The organism is Streptomyces sp. NPDC030183 (assembly GCF_055573455.1).
In genome coordinates this window covers 261,324-281,609 of sequence record NZ_JBVIBK010000005.1, presented here as the reverse complement: position 1 = coordinate 281,609, position 20,286 = coordinate 261,324, and the positions used below count along the sequence as shown (strand labels likewise).

The 20,286-nt window shown below is 72.3% G+C and carries 20 protein-coding genes; 11 read left to right on the top strand and 9 right to left on the bottom strand.

Annotation, left to right across the window (positions count from 1 at the left end):
* Positions 1-26 precede the first annotated feature (26 nt).
* On the bottom strand, positions 27-1,031 hold the full coding sequence (locus ACZ4Z2_RS08425; RefSeq protein ID WP_468073676.1) for an SCO0930 family lipoprotein: 1,005 nt from the start codon (positions 1,029-1,031) through the stop codon (positions 27-29).
* Positions 1,032-1,304: 273 nt separating this feature from the next.
* Here ACZ4Z2_RS08425 and ACZ4Z2_RS08420 point away from each other — a divergent pair, with 273 nt between their 5' ends.
* From ACZ4Z2_RS08420 to ACZ4Z2_RS08410, 3 genes are all read left to right on the top strand, one after another.
* Positions 1,305-1,922 carry a hypothetical protein gene (locus ACZ4Z2_RS08420; protein ID WP_468073674.1) on the top strand — a complete coding sequence of 206 codons (618 nt, stop codon included), beginning with the start codon at positions 1,305-1,307 and terminating at the stop codon, positions 1,920-1,922.
* Between the two features lie 16 nt (positions 1,923-1,938).
* Positions 1,939-2,703 carry a bestrophin-like domain gene (locus tag ACZ4Z2_RS08415; protein ID WP_468073672.1) on the top strand — a complete coding sequence of 255 codons (765 nt, stop codon included), beginning with the start codon at positions 1,939-1,941 and terminating at the stop codon, positions 2,701-2,703.
* Between the two features lie 289 nt (positions 2,704-2,992).
* Positions 2,993-3,499 (top strand): hypothetical protein, encoded by a 507-nt coding sequence (locus tag ACZ4Z2_RS08410; protein WP_468073670.1) that lies wholly within the window; start codon positions 2,993-2,995, stop codon positions 3,497-3,499.
* Between the two features lie 134 nt (positions 3,500-3,633).
* On the opposite strand, the gene ACZ4Z2_RS08405 is transcribed toward ACZ4Z2_RS08410, so the two are convergent.
* Entirely contained in the window at positions 3,634-4,125 is a 492-nt protein-coding gene (locus ACZ4Z2_RS08405; protein WP_468073668.1) for a hypothetical protein, read from the bottom strand.
* Between the two features lie 333 nt (positions 4,126-4,458).
* Here ACZ4Z2_RS08405 and ACZ4Z2_RS08400 point away from each other — a divergent pair, with 333 nt between their 5' ends.
* The gene (locus tag ACZ4Z2_RS08400) at positions 4,459-5,130 is read left to right on the top strand and encodes a class F sortase (protein WP_468073666.1); all 672 of its coding nucleotides are present in this window, start codon (positions 4,459-4,461) and stop codon (positions 5,128-5,130) included.
* Between the two features lie 51 nt (positions 5,131-5,181).
* On the opposite strand, the gene ACZ4Z2_RS08395 is transcribed toward ACZ4Z2_RS08400, so the two are convergent.
* A complete protein-coding gene (locus ACZ4Z2_RS08395; RefSeq protein ID WP_468073664.1) occupies positions 5,182-6,036 on the bottom strand; it encodes a polysaccharide deacetylase family protein in 855 nt (284 codons plus the stop codon).
* A 147-nt stretch (positions 6,037-6,183) separates the two neighbouring features.
* On the opposite strand from ACZ4Z2_RS08395, the gene ACZ4Z2_RS08390 reads away from it, so the two are divergent.
* The 4 genes from ACZ4Z2_RS08390 (at position 6,184) to ACZ4Z2_RS08375 (ending at position 9,023) form a co-directional block, all read left to right on the top strand.
* A complete protein-coding gene (locus ACZ4Z2_RS08390) occupies positions 6,184-6,645 on the top strand; it encodes a universal stress protein (protein WP_468073662.1) in 462 nt (153 codons plus the stop codon).
* A 281-nt stretch (positions 6,646-6,926) separates the two neighbouring features.
* The gene (locus tag ACZ4Z2_RS08385; RefSeq protein WP_468073660.1) at positions 6,927-7,472 is read left to right on the top strand and encodes a sigma-70 family RNA polymerase sigma factor; all 546 of its coding nucleotides are present in this window, start codon (positions 6,927-6,929) and stop codon (positions 7,470-7,472) included.
* Positions 7,473-7,619: 147 nt separating this feature from the next.
* Complete coding sequence (locus ACZ4Z2_RS08380; RefSeq protein WP_468073658.1) at positions 7,620-8,135, top strand: hypothetical protein; 516 nt, start codon at positions 7,620-7,622, stop codon at positions 8,133-8,135.
* Positions 8,136-8,363: 228 nt separating this feature from the next.
* Positions 8,364-9,023, top strand: coding sequence for a hypothetical protein (locus ACZ4Z2_RS08375; RefSeq protein ID WP_468073656.1), 660 nt, complete (start codon positions 8,364-8,366; stop codon positions 9,021-9,023).
* A gap of 150 nt (positions 9,024-9,173) precedes the next feature.
* On the opposite strand, the gene ACZ4Z2_RS08370 is transcribed toward ACZ4Z2_RS08375, so the two are convergent.
* A complete protein-coding gene (locus ACZ4Z2_RS08370) occupies positions 9,174-10,049 on the bottom strand; it encodes an Fpg/Nei family DNA glycosylase (protein ID WP_468073654.1) in 876 nt (291 codons plus the stop codon).
* Positions 10,050-10,298: 249 nt separating this feature from the next.
* Positions 10,299-12,380: a SpoIIE family protein phosphatase gene (locus tag ACZ4Z2_RS08365; protein WP_468073652.1), complete on the bottom strand. Its 2,082-nt coding sequence runs from the start codon at positions 12,378-12,380 to the stop codon at positions 10,299-10,301.
* A gap of 129 nt (positions 12,381-12,509) precedes the next feature.
* Here ACZ4Z2_RS08365 and ACZ4Z2_RS08360 point away from each other — a divergent pair, with 129 nt between their 5' ends.
* Both ACZ4Z2_RS08360 and ACZ4Z2_RS08355 read left to right on the top strand, forming a co-directional pair.
* Complete coding sequence (locus ACZ4Z2_RS08360) at positions 12,510-13,934, top strand: lipase maturation factor family protein (RefSeq protein WP_468073650.1); 1,425 nt, start codon at positions 12,510-12,512, stop codon at positions 13,932-13,934.
* A gap of 84 nt (positions 13,935-14,018) precedes the next feature.
* Complete coding sequence (locus ACZ4Z2_RS08355) at positions 14,019-15,359, top strand: amidase (protein ID WP_468073648.1); 1,341 nt, start codon at positions 14,019-14,021, stop codon at positions 15,357-15,359.
* 12 nt (positions 15,360-15,371) lie between these two features.
* On the opposite strand, the gene ACZ4Z2_RS08350 is transcribed toward ACZ4Z2_RS08355, so the two are convergent.
* Both ACZ4Z2_RS08350 and ACZ4Z2_RS08345 read right to left on the bottom strand, forming a co-directional pair.
* Positions 15,372-15,854, bottom strand: coding sequence for a GNAT family N-acetyltransferase (locus tag ACZ4Z2_RS08350; protein WP_468073647.1), 483 nt, complete (start codon positions 15,852-15,854; stop codon positions 15,372-15,374).
* A gap of 53 nt (positions 15,855-15,907) precedes the next feature.
* Positions 15,908-16,081, bottom strand: coding sequence for a hypothetical protein (locus tag ACZ4Z2_RS08345; protein WP_468073645.1), 174 nt, complete (start codon positions 16,079-16,081; stop codon positions 15,908-15,910).
* A gap of 494 nt (positions 16,082-16,575) precedes the next feature.
* Between ACZ4Z2_RS08345 and ACZ4Z2_RS08340 the strand changes: the two genes are divergently transcribed.
* Complete coding sequence (locus ACZ4Z2_RS08340) at positions 16,576-17,079, top strand: hypothetical protein (RefSeq protein ID WP_468073643.1); 504 nt, start codon at positions 16,576-16,578, stop codon at positions 17,077-17,079.
* Here the strand turns inward: ACZ4Z2_RS08340 and ACZ4Z2_RS08335 are convergent.
* Entirely contained in the window at positions 17,058-18,560 is a 1,503-nt protein-coding gene (locus tag ACZ4Z2_RS08335) for an SDR family NAD(P)-dependent oxidoreductase (protein WP_468073641.1), read from the bottom strand. The genes ACZ4Z2_RS08340 and ACZ4Z2_RS08335 overlap by 22 nt on opposite strands.
* 329 nt (positions 18,561-18,889) lie before the next feature.
* Positions 18,890-20,236: a wax ester/triacylglycerol synthase family O-acyltransferase gene (locus tag ACZ4Z2_RS08330; protein ID WP_468073639.1), complete on the bottom strand. Its 1,347-nt coding sequence runs from the start codon at positions 20,234-20,236 to the stop codon at positions 18,890-18,892.
* Positions 20,237-20,286 lie beyond the last annotated feature (50 nt).

Genomic DNA, 20,286 nt, shown 5'->3' with positions numbered 1-20,286 from the left:
GTGGTGCGTGGGGAAGGTGGTCGTCGTTACTGCGCGCCGATCGGCTCTCCGTCGCCGTTGATGGCGAACCAGGTGCCGCCCACACCCTGACCCTTGGTGTCACCCGGGGCCTTGTCACCGGCGAACGTGTAGAGCGGGATGCAGTTGATGGTCTGCTGCTTGATGCCGTCGGGCCGGTCGAAGACGGTGTAGCCCTTCAGCAGGATGCCCTCGGTGTCGTTCTTGTTTACCGGGGCGACCACGGGCCACTTGTCGAGGCAGGCACCGGTGCACTTGGTCGACATCGGCCACTGCTTGTCCTTGAGGAAGCGGTAGACCGTCATGCCGTTCTTGTCGACGACGACCTCGCCGAGCTTGGGGTCGTTGCGGGTGGTCAGACCGGCCTGCCCGACCGCCTGGCCACCGGCGTCGCCCGCGGCACCGGCACCGCCACCGCCGCCGCCCTTGGTGGACGCCTTCTTGCCGTTGGGGGCGGAGGCGAACCAGGTGCCCTTGAGGCCCTGGCCCTTGATGTCACCGGCCTTGGTGTCCTTGGCGAAGTAGTACATCGGCCAGCCGCCGACGGTCAGCTGCTTGGTGCCGTCGGGGCGGGTGATCTCGCCGAGCAGCGCCTTGTCGACGCCGTCGGCGGCGGTGGCGCCCGCGGCCGGGACCGGCGGCCACGTCGTGGCGCACTCGCCCTCACAGGTCGTCTTCGGCGGCTCGAAGGAGTCCTTGTCGAAGCGGTACAGGGTGCGACCGGCGCTGTCGGTGAGGACCTTGCCGTACTCGTCGCTGTTCCACACCGTCAGCTGGCCCGCGGAGGCCGCCGTGGTCGACTGGGCCGCCTGGTCCGACGTGTCGGTCCCGGCCGCGCCGGCCCCCGCCGTGCCGGCCGCTCCGGCGATGGTGCCGGCGCCGAGTGTCGGGGTGGAAGCGGCACCCACGTTCTGCGAGGACGTGGAGCCCTGTTCCTGACCGCACGCCGTCGTCAGCGCCAGCACAGCCGCAGCTGAGGCTACGAGTGAGGCGCTCCGCCAGGAGGTGTTCATTCCAACTCCCCGTCAATCTTTGGGTGTTGCAGCGCCCTACTGCGCCGCTCGCTGGCCCTAGGTACGGGCGGGGGTGGCCGAAGTGTTCAACGGAACACAGATTTCTTTCGAAACTCCTTGAGGACGCCTCCGGCGCGGCCTCCGCAAGAACCGACAGCCAGGTCAGCGACCGAGCCCCCCGTCAAACCTTCGGGGCCCGTTTTTCGCTCCTTTGGAGCAATCCGCCTGTGCTCCCGCGTACGCGGGCGCGCGGGGCAACGGATGATCTGCGACGTGCAAGGACCCCCGCGGACCCGTTCCGCTCTCGCCCTGCGGCTGTCGGCCCTGCTCGCACTGACCTGGCTCCTCACCGGAGCGCCGAGCGGCACGGCGGTCGCCGACGCCTGCGCGTACGCCTCGACCGGCCCGGACGGCGGCGCCGCCGTCGCCCTGACGGTCGGGGACACCGGCTCCTGCGAGCCGGCCCCGGCGACCACCCCCTCGCCCACACCCAGCCCCACCCCCTGGTGCCCGCCGGAACCGACGCCCACCCCGACTCCCCCGCCGCAGCCGAAGCCGCCGAAGCCGAAGCCGCCGAAGCCCAGGCCCGAACCCAGCGTCGATCCGGCGCCCCCGCCACGGCCCACTCCCCCGCCGGCGCCCCGACCGGAGCCGCCACCGCCGCCGCCCGTCACCAAGGCACCCCGACCGGCGCCCACCCCACCGCCGGCCCCGGCGCCGAAGCCGCCGCCGCGCCCCAGGCCCGAGGCGTCGCCGAGCCCGGTGCACTACCCGCCGTACAAGGCGACGACCCGCCCGCGGACCAAGCGTGCGGGGCCGTCCCTCGTCTCCCTCGCCCTGCTCATCACCGCGCCCGCGGTGTTCGCCGTCGCCGCGCTGCGCCCGCGCTGACCCCTGGAGGAACCTCTTGTCGGAATGGCTTGTTCTCACCCTCGCGATGGGGGCGGCATGTCTCGTCGTCCTCCTCGTGGCCGTCGTACGGCACCACGCCGCACCGGCGGACGAGGACCCGTCCGAGACTCCGGACGTGATCGAGTACATCACCATGATGATCGGCGTGGTGTACGCGATCGTCCTGGGTCTGGCCATCGCCGGTGTCTGGGAGGCCCGCAGCGTCGCCCAGGACCATGTGCAGGCGGAGGCGCAGGCGCTGCACGAGATCAGCGAGCGGGTGCGGGTCTACCCGGAGGGGGCGCGAGACCGGATCCGCGACGACATCGACGCGTATGTCGGCCATGTGGTGTCCACCGAGTGGAAGGTCATGTCGACGAAGGGCGAGATGACGGAACGGGGCGACGAGCTGCTCGACACGGTGCGCCGCGACGTCACCGACTACGAGCCGGCGAACGACTTCGAGGCGCAGGCGTACCAGCCGCTGCTCGACCAGATGGCGGCGGCCGACGCGGCGCGCAACAACCGTGCCGACTCCACCGGCGAGACGATGCCCGGGGTGGTGTGGTTCGGGCTGATCGCCGGGGCCGTGGTGACCGTCGGCATGGTGTTCGCCCTGCAGATCAGGCGTACGGCGCGCGAGCTGATCCTCGCCGGCCTGTTCTCCGCCCTCATCGCCTTCCTGCTTTTCCTGGTCTGGGACTTCGACTCGCCCTACAGCCGGGGGCTGACCGCCTCGGCCGAGCCGTTCCTGGCCCTTTTCCCCGGCGTCAAGGCCTGACGACCGCTCAGCACGACCCCCGCGGCCGGGACGGACGCCTTCACACGCCCGCCCCGGCCGTACGCGTGCCTGCCCGGCCGTACGAGTGCCCGCCCCCGGCCGTACGCGTGCCCGCCCCCCGTCCGTCCCACCCGGGGACGTCCCCTGAGCGGAGCACACGATTGCCCCGTTCGCGCTACTGCGATCGCGGCCCCGGGCACGCGTTCCTAGCGTTTCGCCCATCGAGGTGCACATCAGGCGCCGGCGGAAGAAGTCCGCGGCGGGCTCCTCGGGGACCCGGAGGCTCATCATGCGCGCGATACGCGTCGCTTCGGCCGCTCTGCTGGGCGTGACCGCCCTTTCCCTCACCGCTCCCGCCGCGCACGCGGCACCGGCCGGCGACATCACGTCGTTCGGCTTCAGCGTCGTGCCCTCGACCGTCGCCCCCGGCGGTGAGGTCGTGCTGCGCGTGTACGGCTGCCATTCCCGGACGACCGTGTCGTCGGCCGTGTTCGACACCGTCACCATCCCGAGGGGGCAGTCCTCGGCGAGGGCCACCGTCGACTGGGACGCCAGGCACGGAGCGGTGTACGAAGTCTCCTTCCAGTGCGGCGACGAGAGCGGTCAGACGGACCTCACGATCACAGCCCGGCGCCCGGGCCACCACCCCTCGCACGGTTCCCACGCCGGGGCCGGCGGCACCGTCGCCGGCCTGGACCTCGGGGAGATCGGCCTCGGCACCGCGCTCGTCGCGGGCACGCTGGGCATCGCGTGGCACTGGTCGCGCCGCCGTTCCGAGGACGGCAGCCACACCTGACGGCGTACGCCGTTCAGCCTTTCGCCCCGGCCTCCCGTGAGGGACCGGGGCGAAAGGCTGAACGGCGTGCGATCCGTGCTCCGAAGGGGGTGAGCGACAGATCCTGTTCCCTGGCAGGTGGCGCGGGGGTGACCTCAGATCCTGTTCTCCGAGCGACGGCGCATCCAGAAGACGCCACCGCCGATGACCGCGGCGGCCACCAGTCCCCCGCCGATCGCGATGTCGGTCGGCGTGGCCCCGCTGGAGCTGCTGCCGCCGAGACCGCCGCGGACACCGCCGATGACGGTGAACACGTCGTTGAACGTCCTGCGCTGGCCCTCGCAGTGCGTGGTGACGCTGTACGCGCCGGGGTTCGCGTTGGTGTTGACCCGCACCGTCGCCGTGGCGGTCCGTCCGTCGACGGACCTGAGGTTGGTGGTGGGGAACGCGTTCGAACTGATGGTGCTGTTGGGCGTCGCGCACGCGTCGCCGCCACTGACGGTGAGGACGAGCTGTCCGCCGCGGGCGATGACCTGGGGGGCGGCCGTGACCGAGGTGGGCTGGTCCCAGGCGGCGGCCGACGGCGCGGCGAGGCCGACCAGGGTGACCGCGACGGCCGAGGCCGCCAGGGCACGAGTAGTACGCATGTGATCCTCCGCGGAAGACGCCCCGGGACCCGTCCCCGGTCGATCGGCGAGAAAGCGCCTCCCAGAAAGACCCTCAGATGCCGTGCACAGGGCCGCATTTCGAGGCTGGTCCGTCCTGGTGAGGGGACACGCCGTGATATTTCCGCGTCGCCGGATATCGCCGCAGGTCACGGACCGTCAGAAAATTCCTGTGCGCCGCGACTCGGATGGCGCAGGGCCCCCGGACCACCGCCACCCGTTCGTACCTGACCCGTCGCCGTCCTGATGCGGCACGCTTAGCGTTTCCCTATGCGCGACTGACGCGGCGACGGCCGTGTCGAGAGGGGATGGCGAATGTCTTGGTCCCAGCCGGCCGAGGCCGAAGAGGAGGAGCGGCGGAGAAAGCGCGCGCCGTGGGGCGTGATAGCGCTGGTTCTGCTGACCGGTCTCGCTCTCATCCGGAACGGTTCGGGGGAATTCGACGTGGGACCGCCGCAGCCCGCCCAGGCGGCCGCCGCCGACAGCCGCAGCACCCCCCACGGCACCTTCACCAATGTGCCCGATCCCCTGCCGTACGCCATGGTCGAGCGGGTGCGGATCCCGTCGATCCAGGTCGACGCGCCGGTCATGCCGGTCGGGCTGGACGCCCAGGGCTGGGTCGACGCGCCGCCCGCCGAGGACCCGAACCTCGCCGGCTGGTTCACCGGCGCGGTCTCCCCCGGCGAGAAGGGCACCGCCGTCGTCGTCGGCCATGTGGACAACGCCCGGGGCCCCGCCGTGTTCTACGGTCTCGGGGCGCTGAAGAAGGGCAGCCGGGTCGAGGTCCAGCGCGGCGACGCGAAGACGGCGGTGTTCGAGATCTACGGGATCGAGGTCTTCGCGAAGAACAACTTCCCCGGTGACCGCGTCTACGGCAACAGCGGGATTCCCGAATTGCGGGTCATCACCTGCGGAGGCGGTTTCTCCAAGCAGAACGGCTACGACGGAAACGTCGTCGTGTTCGCCCGCCTGGTCGAGGTTCGCTGAGCGTTCCCCGACCGGGCGGGCGAAAGCCCGTAGCCGATTCGCTTTCCGGCGCTATGCGTATCTCCGCTGCGGCACCGTGATCCGATATCCCGAGTCGAGCAGTTCGGGCAGGTATTCACGCAGCGCCCGGACGCTTTGCGTGCGGTCGCCGCCCGCGTCGTGGGAGAGCACCACGACACCGGGCGCCGCGCCCTTCTCCACCCGGTCCGCGATGGCGGCGGCCGCCGGGGCACGCCAGTCGAGGGTGTCCACGGTCCACGCCAGGGGTTCCATGCCGAGTTCGGCGCCGAACTCGAAGACGGCCCGGTTCCAGGCGCCGTAGGGTGCGCGGAACCACAGCGGGGGTTCGCCGTATGCCTTGTCGATGATCTCGCAGGTGCGGGACATCTCCGCGTGGATCCTGGACCGGGAGAGGCTGGGCAGCATGGGGTGGGACCAGGTGTGGTTGCCGACGGCGTGGCCGTCGTCCGCCATCTCCCGCAGCAGGTCCTTGTGCCGGTCGACCATCTCGCCGCACACGAAGAACATCGCGCGGACGTCGTGCTTGCGGAGGATGCGCAGGATGTCCGGGGTGTAGCGCGGGTCCGGGCCGTCGTCGAAGGTCAGCACCATGGTCCGGCCCCGTCCGTCCACCCGCAGGTAGGGGCGGCTGCGGACGGTGGCGGGGACGAGGGTGCGGCGCCGCACCTGCGGAGCGCCGTATCCGGCGATGGGCTGCAACCGGTACGTGGAGGGCTTGAACGCGGGACGGGCGCCGGGGCCGGCGGCCGTGGCGGCGTCCCGGGCCGAGCCGGAGCCCTCCTCGCCGGTGAGCAGCGCCGTGGTGCCCGCGACACCGGCGGCACCGAGCAGGGCGGCACCGCCGAGCAGGAGGCGGCGGCGCGTGAACAACTGATCCTTCGTCATGACTCATGAGTCGACCAAGTCACGGGCGGCGCACCACCACGACACCGGTGCGGCGGCATGGAAACACCCGAAGGGAGCAATGCGGCGTGCCTCTGGGTGACCGCCCGGCGCACGCCGGGACCGGGGCGCTCGGATAGCCTCGCCGTCGTGACGGATCAGCAAGCGCACCAGTTCGAGCGGGGTACCGACGGGCCGAAGGTCATCCTCGTCGGCCTGGACGGCTCCGAGTCCTCCCTGCGCGCCGTGGCCTACGCGGCGGGCCTCGCCCGGCGGCAGCGGGCGCTGCTGGCGATCGTGTACGTGCAGCCGGTGATGGCGGCCGGCGCGGCACTCGGGGTGCCGGTGGCCGGGACAACCGACGAGATCGCCGAGAGCCTCGTCGCGCAGGTCCGTGAGGCCGCCGAGCAGGTGAAGGGCGTCTTCGAGACCCGCTGGGAGTTCCACACCTTCCGCGGCGACCCGTACAACGGGCTGGTCAGGGCGGCGGACGAGCTCAAGGCCGACGCGGTCGTGGTGGGCGCCTCCGAACAGGCCGGCCACCGCATCGTCGGCTCGGTGGCGATCCGCCTGGTGAAGGCGGGCCGCTGGCCGGTGACGGTGGTGCCGTAACGGCCGCCGCACGCCGGCCGCTCGCCGAGCGGCCGGAGCCGCGAGGTGGCCCGTGGGGCCGTCGGCAGGGGCTCACCGAGGTTCCCGGGCCCGAGGCGCCGCGCTGTGCCGTACGGCACCCCTTCCAGCCGGTCCTGGCGCCCCCGGCGAGAGCTCGGGGGCGGAGCCGTCGAGCCCCCGGCAGACCGTTCGTCGCACCGTTCGTCGACAGCTTCGACCGCCCGCCGCACACCCGTGACCGGCCTCTGTCCCCGGGGAGCGCCCCGCGTTCCCATACGCCCATGACGGCCGGAACCACGATCACCAACGGGACGACCGCCGAACACGAACTGGCCGAGATCCAGCGTGAACACGGACGCCCGCTCTTCGCCCTGCTGCTACGGCTCTCCGACGGGGACCGTCATCGCGCAGAGGACCTCGTGCAGGAGACCTTCGTGCGCGCCTGGCAGCACCCGGAGGCGCTGCGCGCCGACGACTTCGACTCCGTGCGCCCCTGGCTGCTCACGGTCGGCCGGCGGCTCGCCATCGACGCGCGGCGGGCCCGGCAGGCACGCCCCGCGGAGGTGGGGGACGCGGTGCTGGAGAACGCCCGAGTGATGGCTGACCACTCCGAGCGGTCCGTCGCCACCCTCGATGTGCGCGAAGCTGTGAAGACACTCACTCCGGAACACCGCGAAGTACTGGTGCAGGTGTATTTCCAGGGGGCGAGTGTGGCGGAAGCCGCCGAGGCCCTGGGAATCCCGCCCGGTACGGTGAAGTCGCGCGCTTACTACGCGCTGCGCGCCCTGCGCCGGGTGCTTCCGGGATACGCGGCCGACCTGCGGTGAAACCCATGGCCGAGTCAAACCTCCGTAAAGCGCCTTGCTGAGGACCCCTGTTGAGCAATCAGCTGTCCTCATCCGTGTTCCGGATGGGGCCCTGCCCCGGGGCCCGGTGTCGGGCGACGCGCACGTACCGGAGGAAGGCAGGAAGGGATGCTGCACAGAGGTCACGAGAGCACGGACGGCGCCGGCGGCGGCGAACTGACCGTCCCCATGGCGTGGTTCTACGCCGAGTACATCGCCGAGGAACTGCTGCGGACCGGCGACCTCATGCCGCCGACGTCCTTCGAGTTCCGTGCGGGGCGCGACGCCCTGGCGCTGACCATCTTCCTCGCGGACTCCGGCGGTGAGCTCTCCGGCATCCGGGTCGTCACCCAGCTGGAGACCTGGCTGTCGCTGACGGCGTACGACCAGCCGTGGCAGGACTGGGTGGGCGAGCGCCTGGCCCACCTCACCGCCGAGGCGCTGGAGGCCGGCGGCCCCGCGCCGGACCTGGAACTGGCGGCGGCGACCTGGCGGTGGCTTGAGGAGACCGAGCTGCTCGCGCCCGACCTGGACGCGGTGCCGGGGGGCGGCGCGGTGCTGGGCGAGGACGACGGTCCAAAGGTCTGGACACCGGCCTGGCGGCTCGGTCTGCCGCTCGGCCATCTGGCGATCCATCTCTTCTGAGGGCGGCGGCCCCCGCGGGCACTCCGTGTGACCGGGGCGTATCCGTGCGGTGAACCGTCTGTTCGGGCCGCGGCGGCAAAGTTCTCCCGGTCTCCGACCAATCCGCCGGGATCACGGCTCCGAATCTTTTGGTTGGCATTGGTCGCGGGCTTGAGTGTTTCCCGGGTCTGGTCCGTACCGGTGGGGGCAGGAAGCAACCCCCACCGCACACCGGCCCGAGGAATTGCCATGTGGTCCCAGGATCGTCATCACGACGTCGGCGCGTACTCGCTGGGCGTGCTCGACGAGGTGGAGTCCTTCCACTTCGAGGACCATGTCCGCGGCTGCCCCCAGTGCGCGGTACAGGTCACCGAGTTCCGTCCCGCCGCCCGGCAGCTGATGCTCTACCGGAACGCGACCCCGCGCGCCGTGCACCCCTTCGCCGCGCCCGGCCCCCGGTTGCTGGGACGGCTGCTCGACGAGGTGGCGGCCCGCCACCGCGCGCGTCGCAGGCGCTGGCTGTTCGCCCTCGCCGCGTCCGTGATCATCGCCGTCGGTGGTCCCGCCGTCGCCGTTCTCGCAGGTCCGGGCGCCCCTCCGGACGCGGTCGCGGCCACGGACCCCGAGACGGGGGTGTGGGCCGAGGTCACGGCCGAGGACCGGATCTGGGGCAGCGACATCCAGCTGAAGGTCAAGGAGGCCGAGGACGCCCACGCCTGCCGGCTGATCGTGATCGGCAAGGACGGTTCGCAGGAGACGGCCGCCAACTGGAAGTCCCCCGAGCACGCGGACCGCCCCTCCACGATGCAGGGCGGCACCTCGATGCAGCGCGAGGACATCAGCCACTTCGAGGTGCGCAGCCAGGAAGGTGAACTCCTGGTGACACTGAAGGCCCCGGCCTGGCGCTGAGCCACCCCGGCGACGACCGCCGCCCCCGGAGTCGTGGTCCATACCTTCAATGGTTGCGGATCATGGTCAGGAACCGGGTCATGGCCGAGTCAGGAACGCATCAGGGCCGAGTCAGGTCCGAGTCGTGGATGATCCGGGACCGCCGCCGGGCTACTTCAGCAGGCGCGACATCCGCCGGTCGGCGAGCGGCTTGCCCCCGGTCTGACAGGTCGGGCAGTACTGCAGCGACGAGTCGCTGAAGGACACCTCGCGGACGGTGTCCCCGCACACCGGGCAGGGTTCACCGGTCCGGCCGTGCACCCGCAGTCCGCTCTTCTTCTCCGCCTTCAGCCTCCCGGCGGCCAGGCCCCGCGAGCGCTCGACGGCCTCCGTGAGCGTGGTGCGCAGCGCCTCGTGGAGATGCCGGACCTCCTCCGGCTTCAGGGACGAGGCCAGCTTGAAGGGCGACATCCTGGCGGCGTGCAGGATCTCGTCGCTGTACGCGTTGCCGATCCCCGCGATCAGGCTCTGGTCCCTGAGGGCGCCCTTGATCTGGCGGCGCTCCCCCGCGAGCAGTTCGGCGAGACGGGCCGCGTCGAAGTCGTCGGCGAGGGGATCGGGGCCGAGCCGGGCGACACCGGGGACGCTCAGCGGATCCCGTACGACGTACACCGCGAGCCTCTTCTGCGTGCCGGCCTCGGTGAGGTCGAAGCCCTCGCCGGTCTCCAGGGCCACCCGCAGCGCGAGCGGGCTCTTCCCGCCCGGGCGGGGCGGTCCGTCGGGGAGCCGGTCCCGCCAGTGCAGCCAGCCGGCGCGGGCGAGGTGGGTCACGAGGTGCAGCTCGCCGCCGTCACCGTCCGTCGCCACGTCGAGGAACTTGCCGTACCGGCCCACCGCCGTGACCTCCCGCCCCTCCAGGGCGGTGACGGGCGGGTCGTACGTCTTCAGCACGCTGATCGCCACGGGCAGCACGCGGACGACCTCATGGCCGACGAGAGCGCCGACCAGGAAGTCCCGCAGGGCGTCGACCTCCGGTAGTTCCGGCATGCGTCCAGAGTGCCACTGCCTGCGGCGCTCTGCCGGGCGCGTTCCGGGTGAGGGCGGTCGGGTTTCGTCGGCGGGTGCGGGTGGGTGGGGGCTGTTCGCGCCGTTCCCCGCGCCCCTGAAGGCTTCGGGCCTGCGGCCCGCCTTCAGCGAAAGGCACGGGGCGCAGCCCCGGGCGCTTTCCGGGGGCGCGGGGAACCGCGCGAGAAACCACACACCACCCGCGTCCGCCGACGAAGGCGCACCCCCGAGCTACTGGGCGAACACGAACTCACACCACACGCACTTGCCCCCGCCCCTCGCCTCCACCCCCCACACATCCGTCAGCCGGTCCACCAGCAGCAGCCCCCGGCCCGAGACGCCCGACTCCCCCGCCTCCCGACGGCGCGGCAGCGCGCTGGAGGAGTCCTCGACCTCCACCCGCAGGCGCCGATCCGTCCCGGTCAGCGCCCGGAGCGTCACGATCGCGGAGCCCTCCGTGTGCATGAGCGCGTTGGTGATCAGTTCGTCGGCGACGAGTTCGATCTCGTCGGCCCGCTCCCGCGCGCCCCAGGTGCGCACGGCCGCCCCGATCATGTGCCGGGCCTCGGTGAGCGCCTCCGGGTCGCCGGGGGCGACATGCTGCTGGAGCCGCCCCCCGGGCTGCTGCGCGCTGCGGCTGCGGCGGCGCAGCAGGAGCAGGGCCACGTCGTCGTCGCCGCCTCGTTCCTCCGCCACGTCGATGAGCCGGTCGGCGAGGTCGTCGACGTCGTCGGGGCCCGTGCTGATCAGCGTCTGCAGGGTGCGCATGCCGTCGTCGAGGTCGGCGCCGGGCTGTTCGATCAGGCCGTCCGTGCAGAGCAGCAGCGTGTCCCCGGGGTCCAGCTCGATCGTGCCCACGGGGTACTCCAGTCCGCCGAACTCGGCGGACAGCCCGAGCGGCAGGCCGCCGTCGACGGTCACCCGCCGGCAGGTTCCGTCGGGCGCCCGGATCAGGGGGTCGATGTGTCCGGCCCGGACCACCTGGACCACTCCGGTGGACAGGTCGGCCTCCGCGTACAGGCAGGTGGCGAAGCGGTCCGTGTCGAGTTCGTGGAGGAAGGCGGAGGCGCGGGCCATCACGGTGGCCGGGGTGTGGCCCTCGGTGGCGTACGCCTTGAGGACGATGCGCAGCTGGCCCATGACGGCGGCGGCATGGGTGTCGTGGCCCTGGACGTCGCCGATGACCGCGCCGACCCGGCCGCCGGGCAGCGGGACGAGGTCGTACCAGTCGCCACCGATGTCCCGGCCGAGGGAGCCGCCGAACGACGCGGCCCGGTAGCGGACGGCGATGTCGGCGCCGGGCACGCTGGGGATGGACCGGGGCAGCATGGCCTGCTGGAGGCCCTCCGCGAGGTCCTTCTCGCCCTCGTAGAACATGGCCCGTTGCAGGCTCTGGGCGATGCTGCTGCCGAGCGCCACGAGGACGTCGCGTTCCTCGCGGGTGAAGCCTCGCCGGTCGTTGTAGAGCAGCCCCATGGCGCCGATGGGGCGGGCCTGCACGATCAGCGGCAGATAGGCGGCCGAGGTGATCTGGAGGTCGGTGATGTGCGGCCAGAGCAACGGATACGACTCGGCGAACTCCTCCGGTGACTCGATGAAGTGCGGGGCGAGGCTCCGTACGACCTCGTTCATCGGGTACTTCACGTCGAGGCGGGTGATCCGGGTGCCGGGTACGTAGCTGGCCCTGGGGCCGGCGGCGATCATGCGGATGCGCCCGGCCTCGACCAGGCCCATGACCAGGCTGGTCGCGCCGAGGTGGGTGATGCCGTCGGTGTCCTCCAGGACGTCGATCACGTCCTGGACGGTGCGGGCGTGGGCGAGGGCGGCGGTGATGACCTGCACGACGTCGGTGCGTCTGCGGTGGGCCCGGTTCAGGGCCGCCGGCTCGGTGCGGGCGCCGAGCTCCCGCAGTTCCCGGGTGGCGTCGCGGACGATGCCGATGACCCGGTACGGGCGGCCGGTCTCGTCGCGGCGGATGTAGCCCTGGGTGTGGGTCCAGCGGGGTGTGCCGTCGCGCAGCCGGATGCGGAAGTAGGCGCCGTAGTTCTCGCTGCCGTCCTTGAGGGCCTGGGACACCAGGGTGTCCAGCTTGCGGCCCTCCACCGGGGGGACCCGGACGGTCAGGCTCTCGGGGCGGCCGTCGTACTCGTCGGGGCGCAGGTCGAAGACCTCGTGGGCCGTGGCGTCCATGTGCATCACGCCGGCGTCGAGGTCCCAGTCGAAGCTGCCCATGAGATTGAGCGCCAGGACGGGGTCCGGGTGGGCGAGCCAATCGTCCGGCAGCGGCAGCTCACTCGCTCCCCGATCAACCATGTGGCCACTTTGCCAGGGTTTGCCCGATTATTCGAGTGGGGCTGGGCTGTCCTGTTTCGGCCCCGTGGATCCGATCACTAGTGTCGGTACCGCCCCTGTTCCGGCGCGCGACCCAGGAGCGCGACAGCCATGGACTGGTTCACCGCACCCGACTACTGGCTCGGCCGGCTGCTCTTCCAGCGCTCCCTCGCCGTGATCTACCTGGTGGCCTTTCTCGGGGCGGCCCTGCAGTTCCGGGCGCTGCTCGGGGAGCGGGGCATGCTGCCCGTCGACCGTTTCGTCGCGCGGATGCCCTGGCGGCGGTCACCGAGCGTGTTCCACCTCCACTACTCGGACCGTTTCTTCGCCATCTGGGCGTGGGCGGGCTGCGCGGTGTCGGCGGCGCTTGTCGCCGGGGCGGACTCCCTGCTCCCCCTGTGGGGCGGCATGCTGCTGTGGCTGGTGCCGTGGGTGATGTACCTGTCGATCGTGAACGTCGGCCAGACCTGGTACTCGTTCGGCTGGGAGTCGCTGCTCCTGGAGGTCGGCTTCCTGGCGGTGTTCCTGGGCAACGACGAGGTGGCGCCGCCGATCGTCGTGCTGTTCCTGCTGCGCTGGGTGCTGTTCCGGGTCGAGTTCGGGGCGGGACTGATCAAGATGCGCGGCGACGAGTGCTGGCGGAAGCTGACCTGCCTGGACCACCACCACGAGACGCAGCCGATGCCGGGGCCGCTGAGCTGGTTCTTCCACCATCTGCCGAGGCCGCTGCACCGGGTGGAAGTCGCCGCCAACCATGTCACCCAGCTGGTCGTGCCCTTCCTGCTGTTCACCCCGCAGCCCCTCGCGACGGCCGCCGCCTCGCTGATGATCCTGACCCAGCTGTGGCTGGTGCTGTCGGGCAACTTCAGCTGGCTGAACTGGATCACGATCGTGCTGGCCCTGTCGGCGGTGGACCTCGGCACCGGCGCGCCGGACGTCCCCGGCGCGCCCCTGTGGTACCAGATCGTCGTCCTCGCCGTCACCGCGCTGGTGCTGTGGCTCAGCTACCACCCGGTCCGCAACATGATCTCCCGCCGCCAGGTGATGAACCGCTCCTTCGACCCGCTGCACCTGGTCAACACGTACGGGGCCTTCGGCAGTGTCAGCCGCGTGCGGTACGAGGTGGTCGTGGAGGGGACGGCGGACGAGGTGCCGCGTGAGGACACGGGCTGGCGGGAGTACGAGTTCAAGGGCAAGCCGGGTGATCCCCGGCGCTGGCCGCGCCAGTTCGCCCCGTACCATCTGCGGCTGGACTGGCTGATGTGGTTCGCGGCGCTCTCCCCGGCGTACGCGCACCCCTGGTTCGGCGGGCTGGTCGAACGCCTCCTGGAGAACGACCGCGACACCCTGCGGCTGCTGCGCCGCTCCCCCTTCCCCGCCGACGCCCCGCCGCGGTACGTCCGCGCCCGCCTCTTCCGCTACCGCTACACGACGTGGCGGGAGCTGCGGGCGACGGGCGCCTGCTGGGAGCGGACGTACGTACGGGAGTTCATGCCACCGACGCGGCTGGCCGTCCCCGCGGCCCGGGACCGCTGACACCGGCCCTCACCCGGCTCTCGACGTGGCGCCGCCCCGCGGGGCACAGTGCTCCCACGCACACCAGATCGACAGGGAGCCACCGTGACCAGCTGGGTCGGCCGGACCGCCGCCGAGATCGCCGCCGCCGTACGGGAGAAGCGGGTGACGCCGCGCGAGGTGGTGGCGGAGCATCTCGCGCGGATCGCGTCGCTGGACGGGCGGATCGGCGCGTTCCGCACGGTCCGGGCGGAGGCGGCCCTGTCCGAGGCGGACGAGGTCGGGGCCCGCGCGGATCTGGGCGGACTCCCGCTGGCCGGGGTGCCGGTGGCGGTCAAGGACAACCTCGCGGTACGGGGCGAGGCCACGCGCAACGGGTCCGCCGCGACCCCGGACACCCCGGCCGCCGAGGACCATGTGACGGTGGCCCGGCTGCGGGCGGCGGGCGCGGTGGTCGTGGGCCTGACGAACGTGCCCGAGCTGTGCGTCTTCGGCACGACCGACGGGGTGCACGGCACCGCCCGCAACCCTTGGGACCTCACCCGGACCGCCGGTGGCTCGTCCGGCGGCAGCGCGGCGGCCGTGGCGGCCGGCCTGGTGCCCCTCGCGCTCGGCAACGACGGGATGGGCTCCCTGCGCATACCGGCCGCCAACTGCGGCCTCGTCGGCCTGAAGCCGGGCCACGGGGTCGTCCCGGCCGGTATCGGGCACGGCGACTGGTTCGGCATGTCGGAGAACGGCCCGCTCGCGACGACCGTCGAGGACGCCCGGCTGATGTTCCGGGTCCTGGCGGGCGCGGAGGCCGCCGAACCGCCGCGCTCCCCCCGCACCATCGCCCTCTCCGTGCGCAGCCCCCTGGTCGGGGCGCCGGTGACCCGCCCGTACGCCGATGCCGCGCGCCGGGCCGCCGAGTCGCTGGCCGGGGCGGGTCATCGGGTGCGGCGCGCCGATCCGCCGTATCCGGTCTGGCTGGGCACGACGTCGCTGGCGCACTGGACGGCGGGCACGGCGGTGGACGCCGAGGACCTCGACCCGGGGCTGCTGACCCGGCGCACCCGGGTGCACGCCGCAGTGGGGCGCCGCTTCCTCAAGGGCGTCCGGGCGGGCGGGCGGCGGGAGCTGCTGCGCCGACGGATGGAGCCGTTCTTCGCCGAGCACGATGTGCTGCTCACCCCGGCGCTCGCCCGGCGGGGACCGGCCGCCGCGCCCTGGCACGAGCGGGGATGGCTGCGCAATCTGCTCGTGAACACCCGCTACTCGCCGCTCACCCCTCCGTGGAACCTGACGGGCTGGCCGGCGATGTCGGTGCCGTTCGGCACGCTGCCGTCGGGCGCCCCCTGCGCGGTGCAGCTGGTGGGCCGCCCCGGCTCCGAGCTCGAACTCCTCGCTGTGGCGGAGCAGTTGTGGGAGCTGCACCCGTGGCGACGGACGGCACCGCTCGACTGACGGGGCCCGGCCTCACAGGGCCCGGTACATGATGTGCAGCCCCACCCGGCCGTCCCGGGGGTGCTCGAAGGCGTCCGGCACGGTGCCGAGGACGGTGAAGCCGAGGGAGGTCCACAGCCGGACGGCCGGGTTGGTCTCGACGACGGCGTTGAAGACCATCCCCCGGTAGCCGTCGGCCTTGGCCGCGGCCAGGACGTGCTCGGCGAGCGCGCGGCCGATGCCCCGGCCGCCGTGATCGGGGTCGACCATGAAGCCCGCGTTGGCCATACGGGCGGCGGGACCGCCGTAGTTGGGGGTGAGGAAGGCGGAGGCGACGACCGCTCCGGTGCCGTCCTCGACGACGAACACCCGCTTGGCGGGGGCCATCCAGAGGGCGCGGGCGGCTTCCTCGGAGGTGTCCGGGTCCCAGGTGTAGGTCTCGCCGGCGGCGACTACGCGGTGCCAGAACGGCCAGATCCGCGGCCAGTCCCCGGCGGTGGCTTCTCTGATCTGCATGGGCGCGAGTCTGGCACGCCCATGCAGACGGCGATCGCGAGGGCGCTGACGGGTCAGTCCACGCTGGGCAGGATGTGGGGCTCGGCGAGGTCGTCCTCGTAGCCCGCGAGCCGGATGGGGGCGGACCTGGCCCACACGTCGAGGCTGCCGAGTTCCTTCTTCGACCGGCCGGCGTGCTCCGTGCGTTCCTTGGGGCGCTGATCGCGATTCGTCTTCTCTGGTGTCACCGCGCACTCCTTATGTGTCGGGTCACCCTCGGGACGTCGGCCCAGCCTGCCGCTGTTCGCCTGACGTCCACTCGGGTCTGAGTCGAGGTCATTTCGGTCGCGGTGGCGCCGGATTCACTTGGGTGAGAGCAGGCCGTGGTGACCGGCTTGTCCCGGGACGGACCGTGGGTGTGGGTGGAACCCATATAAGGCTGTCCGTCCGGTACAGAGTAACCAAATGAGCGGGCGCCCGCTCGATGGGGCTGAAAACACGAGGTAACTGTCTTGAGTCATTCCGTGTCCAGCGAGCCACCGTGTGGCGATTCGCCCCATTCCGTTACGTTTTACTATCACCCAATCGGCCGAGTTGCCGAACTCCGCGCTCCACCAGGGCTCCAGCGGATCGCCGCCCTCGGCACGCAGTTCAGGTCCCGTTGGCCGAACAGCAAGCCGACCATGATCTGCTCCTGTGTCGCAACGGCATTTCTCGCGGGCGGACTCGGGAGGACCGACGAATGGAGCTGCGCGGCATCGACGAGCTGATGGATCTGCTGTACGCGTGCCGGGGCGCCAGGGACGCGCCCGGCACCCCGGGCGGCCCCGGTGACCCGGGGGACCGGCACGAGCACGCGCTGCGCACCGCCGCGCTGCTGCGCCGGGCACGTCCGGCCGACAAGGAACTCCAGGTCGCCGGCCTGGTGCACACCCTCGGCCGTCTGCTCCTTCCGGGTGACGACACCGGCCACGCCGATCTGGCCGCCGACACGGTGCGCCCGCTGCTCGGGGAGCGGGTCGCCCGTCTCGTACGGCTGCATGCCCTCGGCCCCGACGACCTGGTCCGGCTGCACGCGGGCGGCTGGGCCGACGCGGCCCTCGTGGAGGACGTGCTGACGCTGCGGGACGCGGACGAGGCGGCCCGGACCCCGGGGGTGGACGCCGGGGTGCTGGAGGACTGGCGGACGGTGCTGGAGCTGGTGTCGGACCGGGTGAGGGCGTCTCACCACTTGCCGGGCGCGTAGTCCTTCAGGAAGACGCCGTACAGGTCCTCGCCCTGCTCGCCGCGGACGACCGGGTCGTAGACGCGGGCCGCGCCGTCGACGAGGTCGAGCGGGGCGTGGAAGCCCTCCTCGGCGAGGCGGAGTTTGTCGAAGTGGGGGCGCTCATCGGTGATCCAGCCGGTGTCGACCGAGGTCATGAGGATGCCGTCGGTCTGGAACATCTCCTGGGCGCTGGTGCGCGTCACCATGTTCATCGCGGCCTTGGCGGCGTTGGTGTTGGGGTGGCCCGCGCCCTTGTAGCCGCGGCCGAAGACGCCCTCCATCGCGGAGACGTTGACCACGTACGCCCGTCCGCTCGGCGCCTTCCGGGCGGCGTCGGCCATGGCCGGGCGGAGCTTGCTGATGAGGATGAACGGCGCGGTGTAGTTGCACAGCTGGGTCTCCAGCAGCTCCACCGGGGAGATCTGCTCGATGGTCTGCACCCAGGTGTTGCTGTCCACCACGTCGGGGACGAGGCCGCCCGCGTCGATGGCGGTGCCGTCGAGGTGCCGGGCGACGCTGGCGTTGCCCGCGACCAGGGCGAGGTCGGCGACCCGCTGCGCGTCGAGACCGCTGGTGCCGACGGGCAGCTCGGCCGGTCCCGTCAGCCGGTCCACCGCGCCGGAGTTGAAGGCGCCGATGACGTGGTGGGCGGGCAGCTCCCCGGCGGGCAGCGGGGCGCTCTCGCCCTCGACCAGGGCCGCGTAGGCGGAGGGGAGGCGGCGCACGGTCTGCGTCGCGTTGTTGATGAGGATGTCGAGGGGGCCCGCGTCGGTGACCTGGTCGGCGAGGGCGACGACCTGGGCGGGGTCGCGCAGGTCGATGCCGACGACCTCCAGGCGGTGCATCCAGTCCGCGGAGTCGTCCATCGCCTTGAAACGGCGGATGGCGTCCTTCGGGAAGCGGGTGGTGATCGTGGTGTGCGCGCCGTCCCGCAGCAGTCGCAGGGCGATGTACATGCCGATCTTGGCGCGGCCGCCGGTGAGCAGGGCGCGCTTGCCGGTGAGGTCCGCGCGGGCGTCACGGCGGGCGCGGTTCTCGGCGGCGCAGTCCTGGCAGAGCTGGTGGTAGAAGTAGTCGACCTCGACGTAGCGGGTCTTGCAGACGTAGCAGGAGCGCGGGCGCTGGAGTATCCCCGCGATCTGGCCCTTCTCGGTCACCGACGACGGCAGGATGCCCTCGGTCTCGTCGTCGATGCGCTGGGCGGAGCCGGTGGCGGTGGCCTCGGTGACCGACTTGTCATGGGCGGTCTTCGCGGCGCGCCGCTCCTGGCGGCGGCGCTGCTTCACCGTGCGATAGATGGCGGCGGTGGCACGGCGCACCGTGATCGCGTCCGGGTGGTCGACGTCCAGCGTGTCGAGTTCCTCGAGCACGCTGAGGCAGACGGCGAGCCGCTCGGGGTCGATACCGGGGCCGTACACGGCCTCGTCCGTGGTCGCCGGGCCGTCCTCTGTCACCGTCATCGCGCTGCCGTTTCCCTGTTTCACCCGCGGCGCGCCGACTCGCGCCCGTCACCGAACGCGGAATTCTACGGACGGGAGCGCGGCTGGCCAAACGCGGGGCGCCCAGCGGCTCGGGGGTACGCGTGGTTTTTGGCGTGTGCGGGTCGTGTGTGGTTTCTCGCGCAGTTCCCCGCGCCCCTGAAGGCTTGGGCCTGCGGCCCGGCCTTCAGACGAAAAGCCTGGGGGCGCAGCCGCCGGCTTTTCAGGGGCGCGGGGAACTGCGCGAGAAACCCCCACCCACCCGCACCCGCCGACGAACCGCGTACCCCCGGGCTGTAAGGCGCCCCCGGTCAGCTCTCGCACGCTGCCAGCAGTTCCTCCAGCTCCCCGGTCACCGCCTTCCCCAGCACCTCCAGATCCGGCACGGCCTCCGCGTCGGCGACCAGCCCGTAGTGGACGCTCCCCCGGTACGTGGAGATCGCCACCGCCACGGACTGCCCGTGGGCGAGGGGGGCCAGCGGGTAGACCTCGGCCAGCGGGCAGCCGCCGAGCCGCAGGCCGAGGCTCGGGAGCGGCACGCTGGTGACGAGGATGTCGAACCAGAGGCGCGCGGCCTGGCTGACCAGGGGCCCGCCCAGACGGTGCCCCAGCGGCGGCACGTGGTCCGCGAGCAGCGCGACCGCCCCGGCGCCGCGGTTCGGCCCCGCGTCCTTGTTGCGGTCCATGGCCGTGCGGACCGTGCGGAGGCGGCCGAGCGGGTCGGGGTCGTCCACCGGCAGCTTCATCAGATAGCCGGAGAGCCGGTTGCCCTGGGGGTGCGCGGTGCGCGGCCGGCGCTTGGAGACGGGGATGAGCGCCCGGGGCGCGACCCCTTCGCTGCCGTCGCCCCGCTCGTCCAGCCAGCGGCGCAGCGCACCGGCGACGACGGCGATGAGGACGTCGTTGACGGTGCCGCCGACGGTCTTGCGGATGCGGTGCACGTCGTCGAGGTCGAGGACCACGCCGACGGTACGGCGGGTGCCGCTCGGCTCGGCGGTCAGGGCGGCGGTGCCCCGCGCGCCCAGCGTCGCGTCGAGGGTGGTGCGGACGACGGACGTGCCGATGTCCACGGCCCGGTTCAGGTCGGAGAGGGTGCCGCGGAGGAGCGCGGGCAGCTTGCGCACCTCGCCGAGGAGGCTGCGCGGGGGTTCGACGGGGCGCGGCCGGGGCGCGGGCATGTCGACGGGGTCCATGACGGCGGCGGCGAGCGTCAGCGCCCGCAGTCCGTCGGCGAGGGCGTGGTGGAACTTGAACAGCACGGCGAAGGAGGTGCCGTCCTCGCCGGGCAGGACGTGCGCCTCCCAGGGCGGCCGGCCGCGCTCCAGGGGGCGTTCCAGCAGCGGTCCGGCCACCGCGTGGAAGTCGCGGGCCGGTGCGTGGAGCCGTACGTGGTCGAAGGGCTCGAAGTCGGCGACGGGCTCGCGGGCCGCGCCGCCGAAGGTGAGCGGCGTCCTCACGTCGGGCCGCCAGACGTCCCGGATCCGCATCCGCAGCGCGGGCACCCCGGCGGCACGGGCGGCGAGCAGGTCGGCGGCGTGTGCGCCCGCGGTGGGCGAGTTCGCCGTGAAGACGCCGAGGGCGGCCAGGTGCATGGGATGTTCGGCGGACTCGATGTTCCAGAAGGCCAGGTCGAGTGGTGCGAGCTCGTCAGAAGTCAATGGCTTGCCTCGCGTCGACGACGGGTGAGTCTGCAGTCAATCGCCGTTGG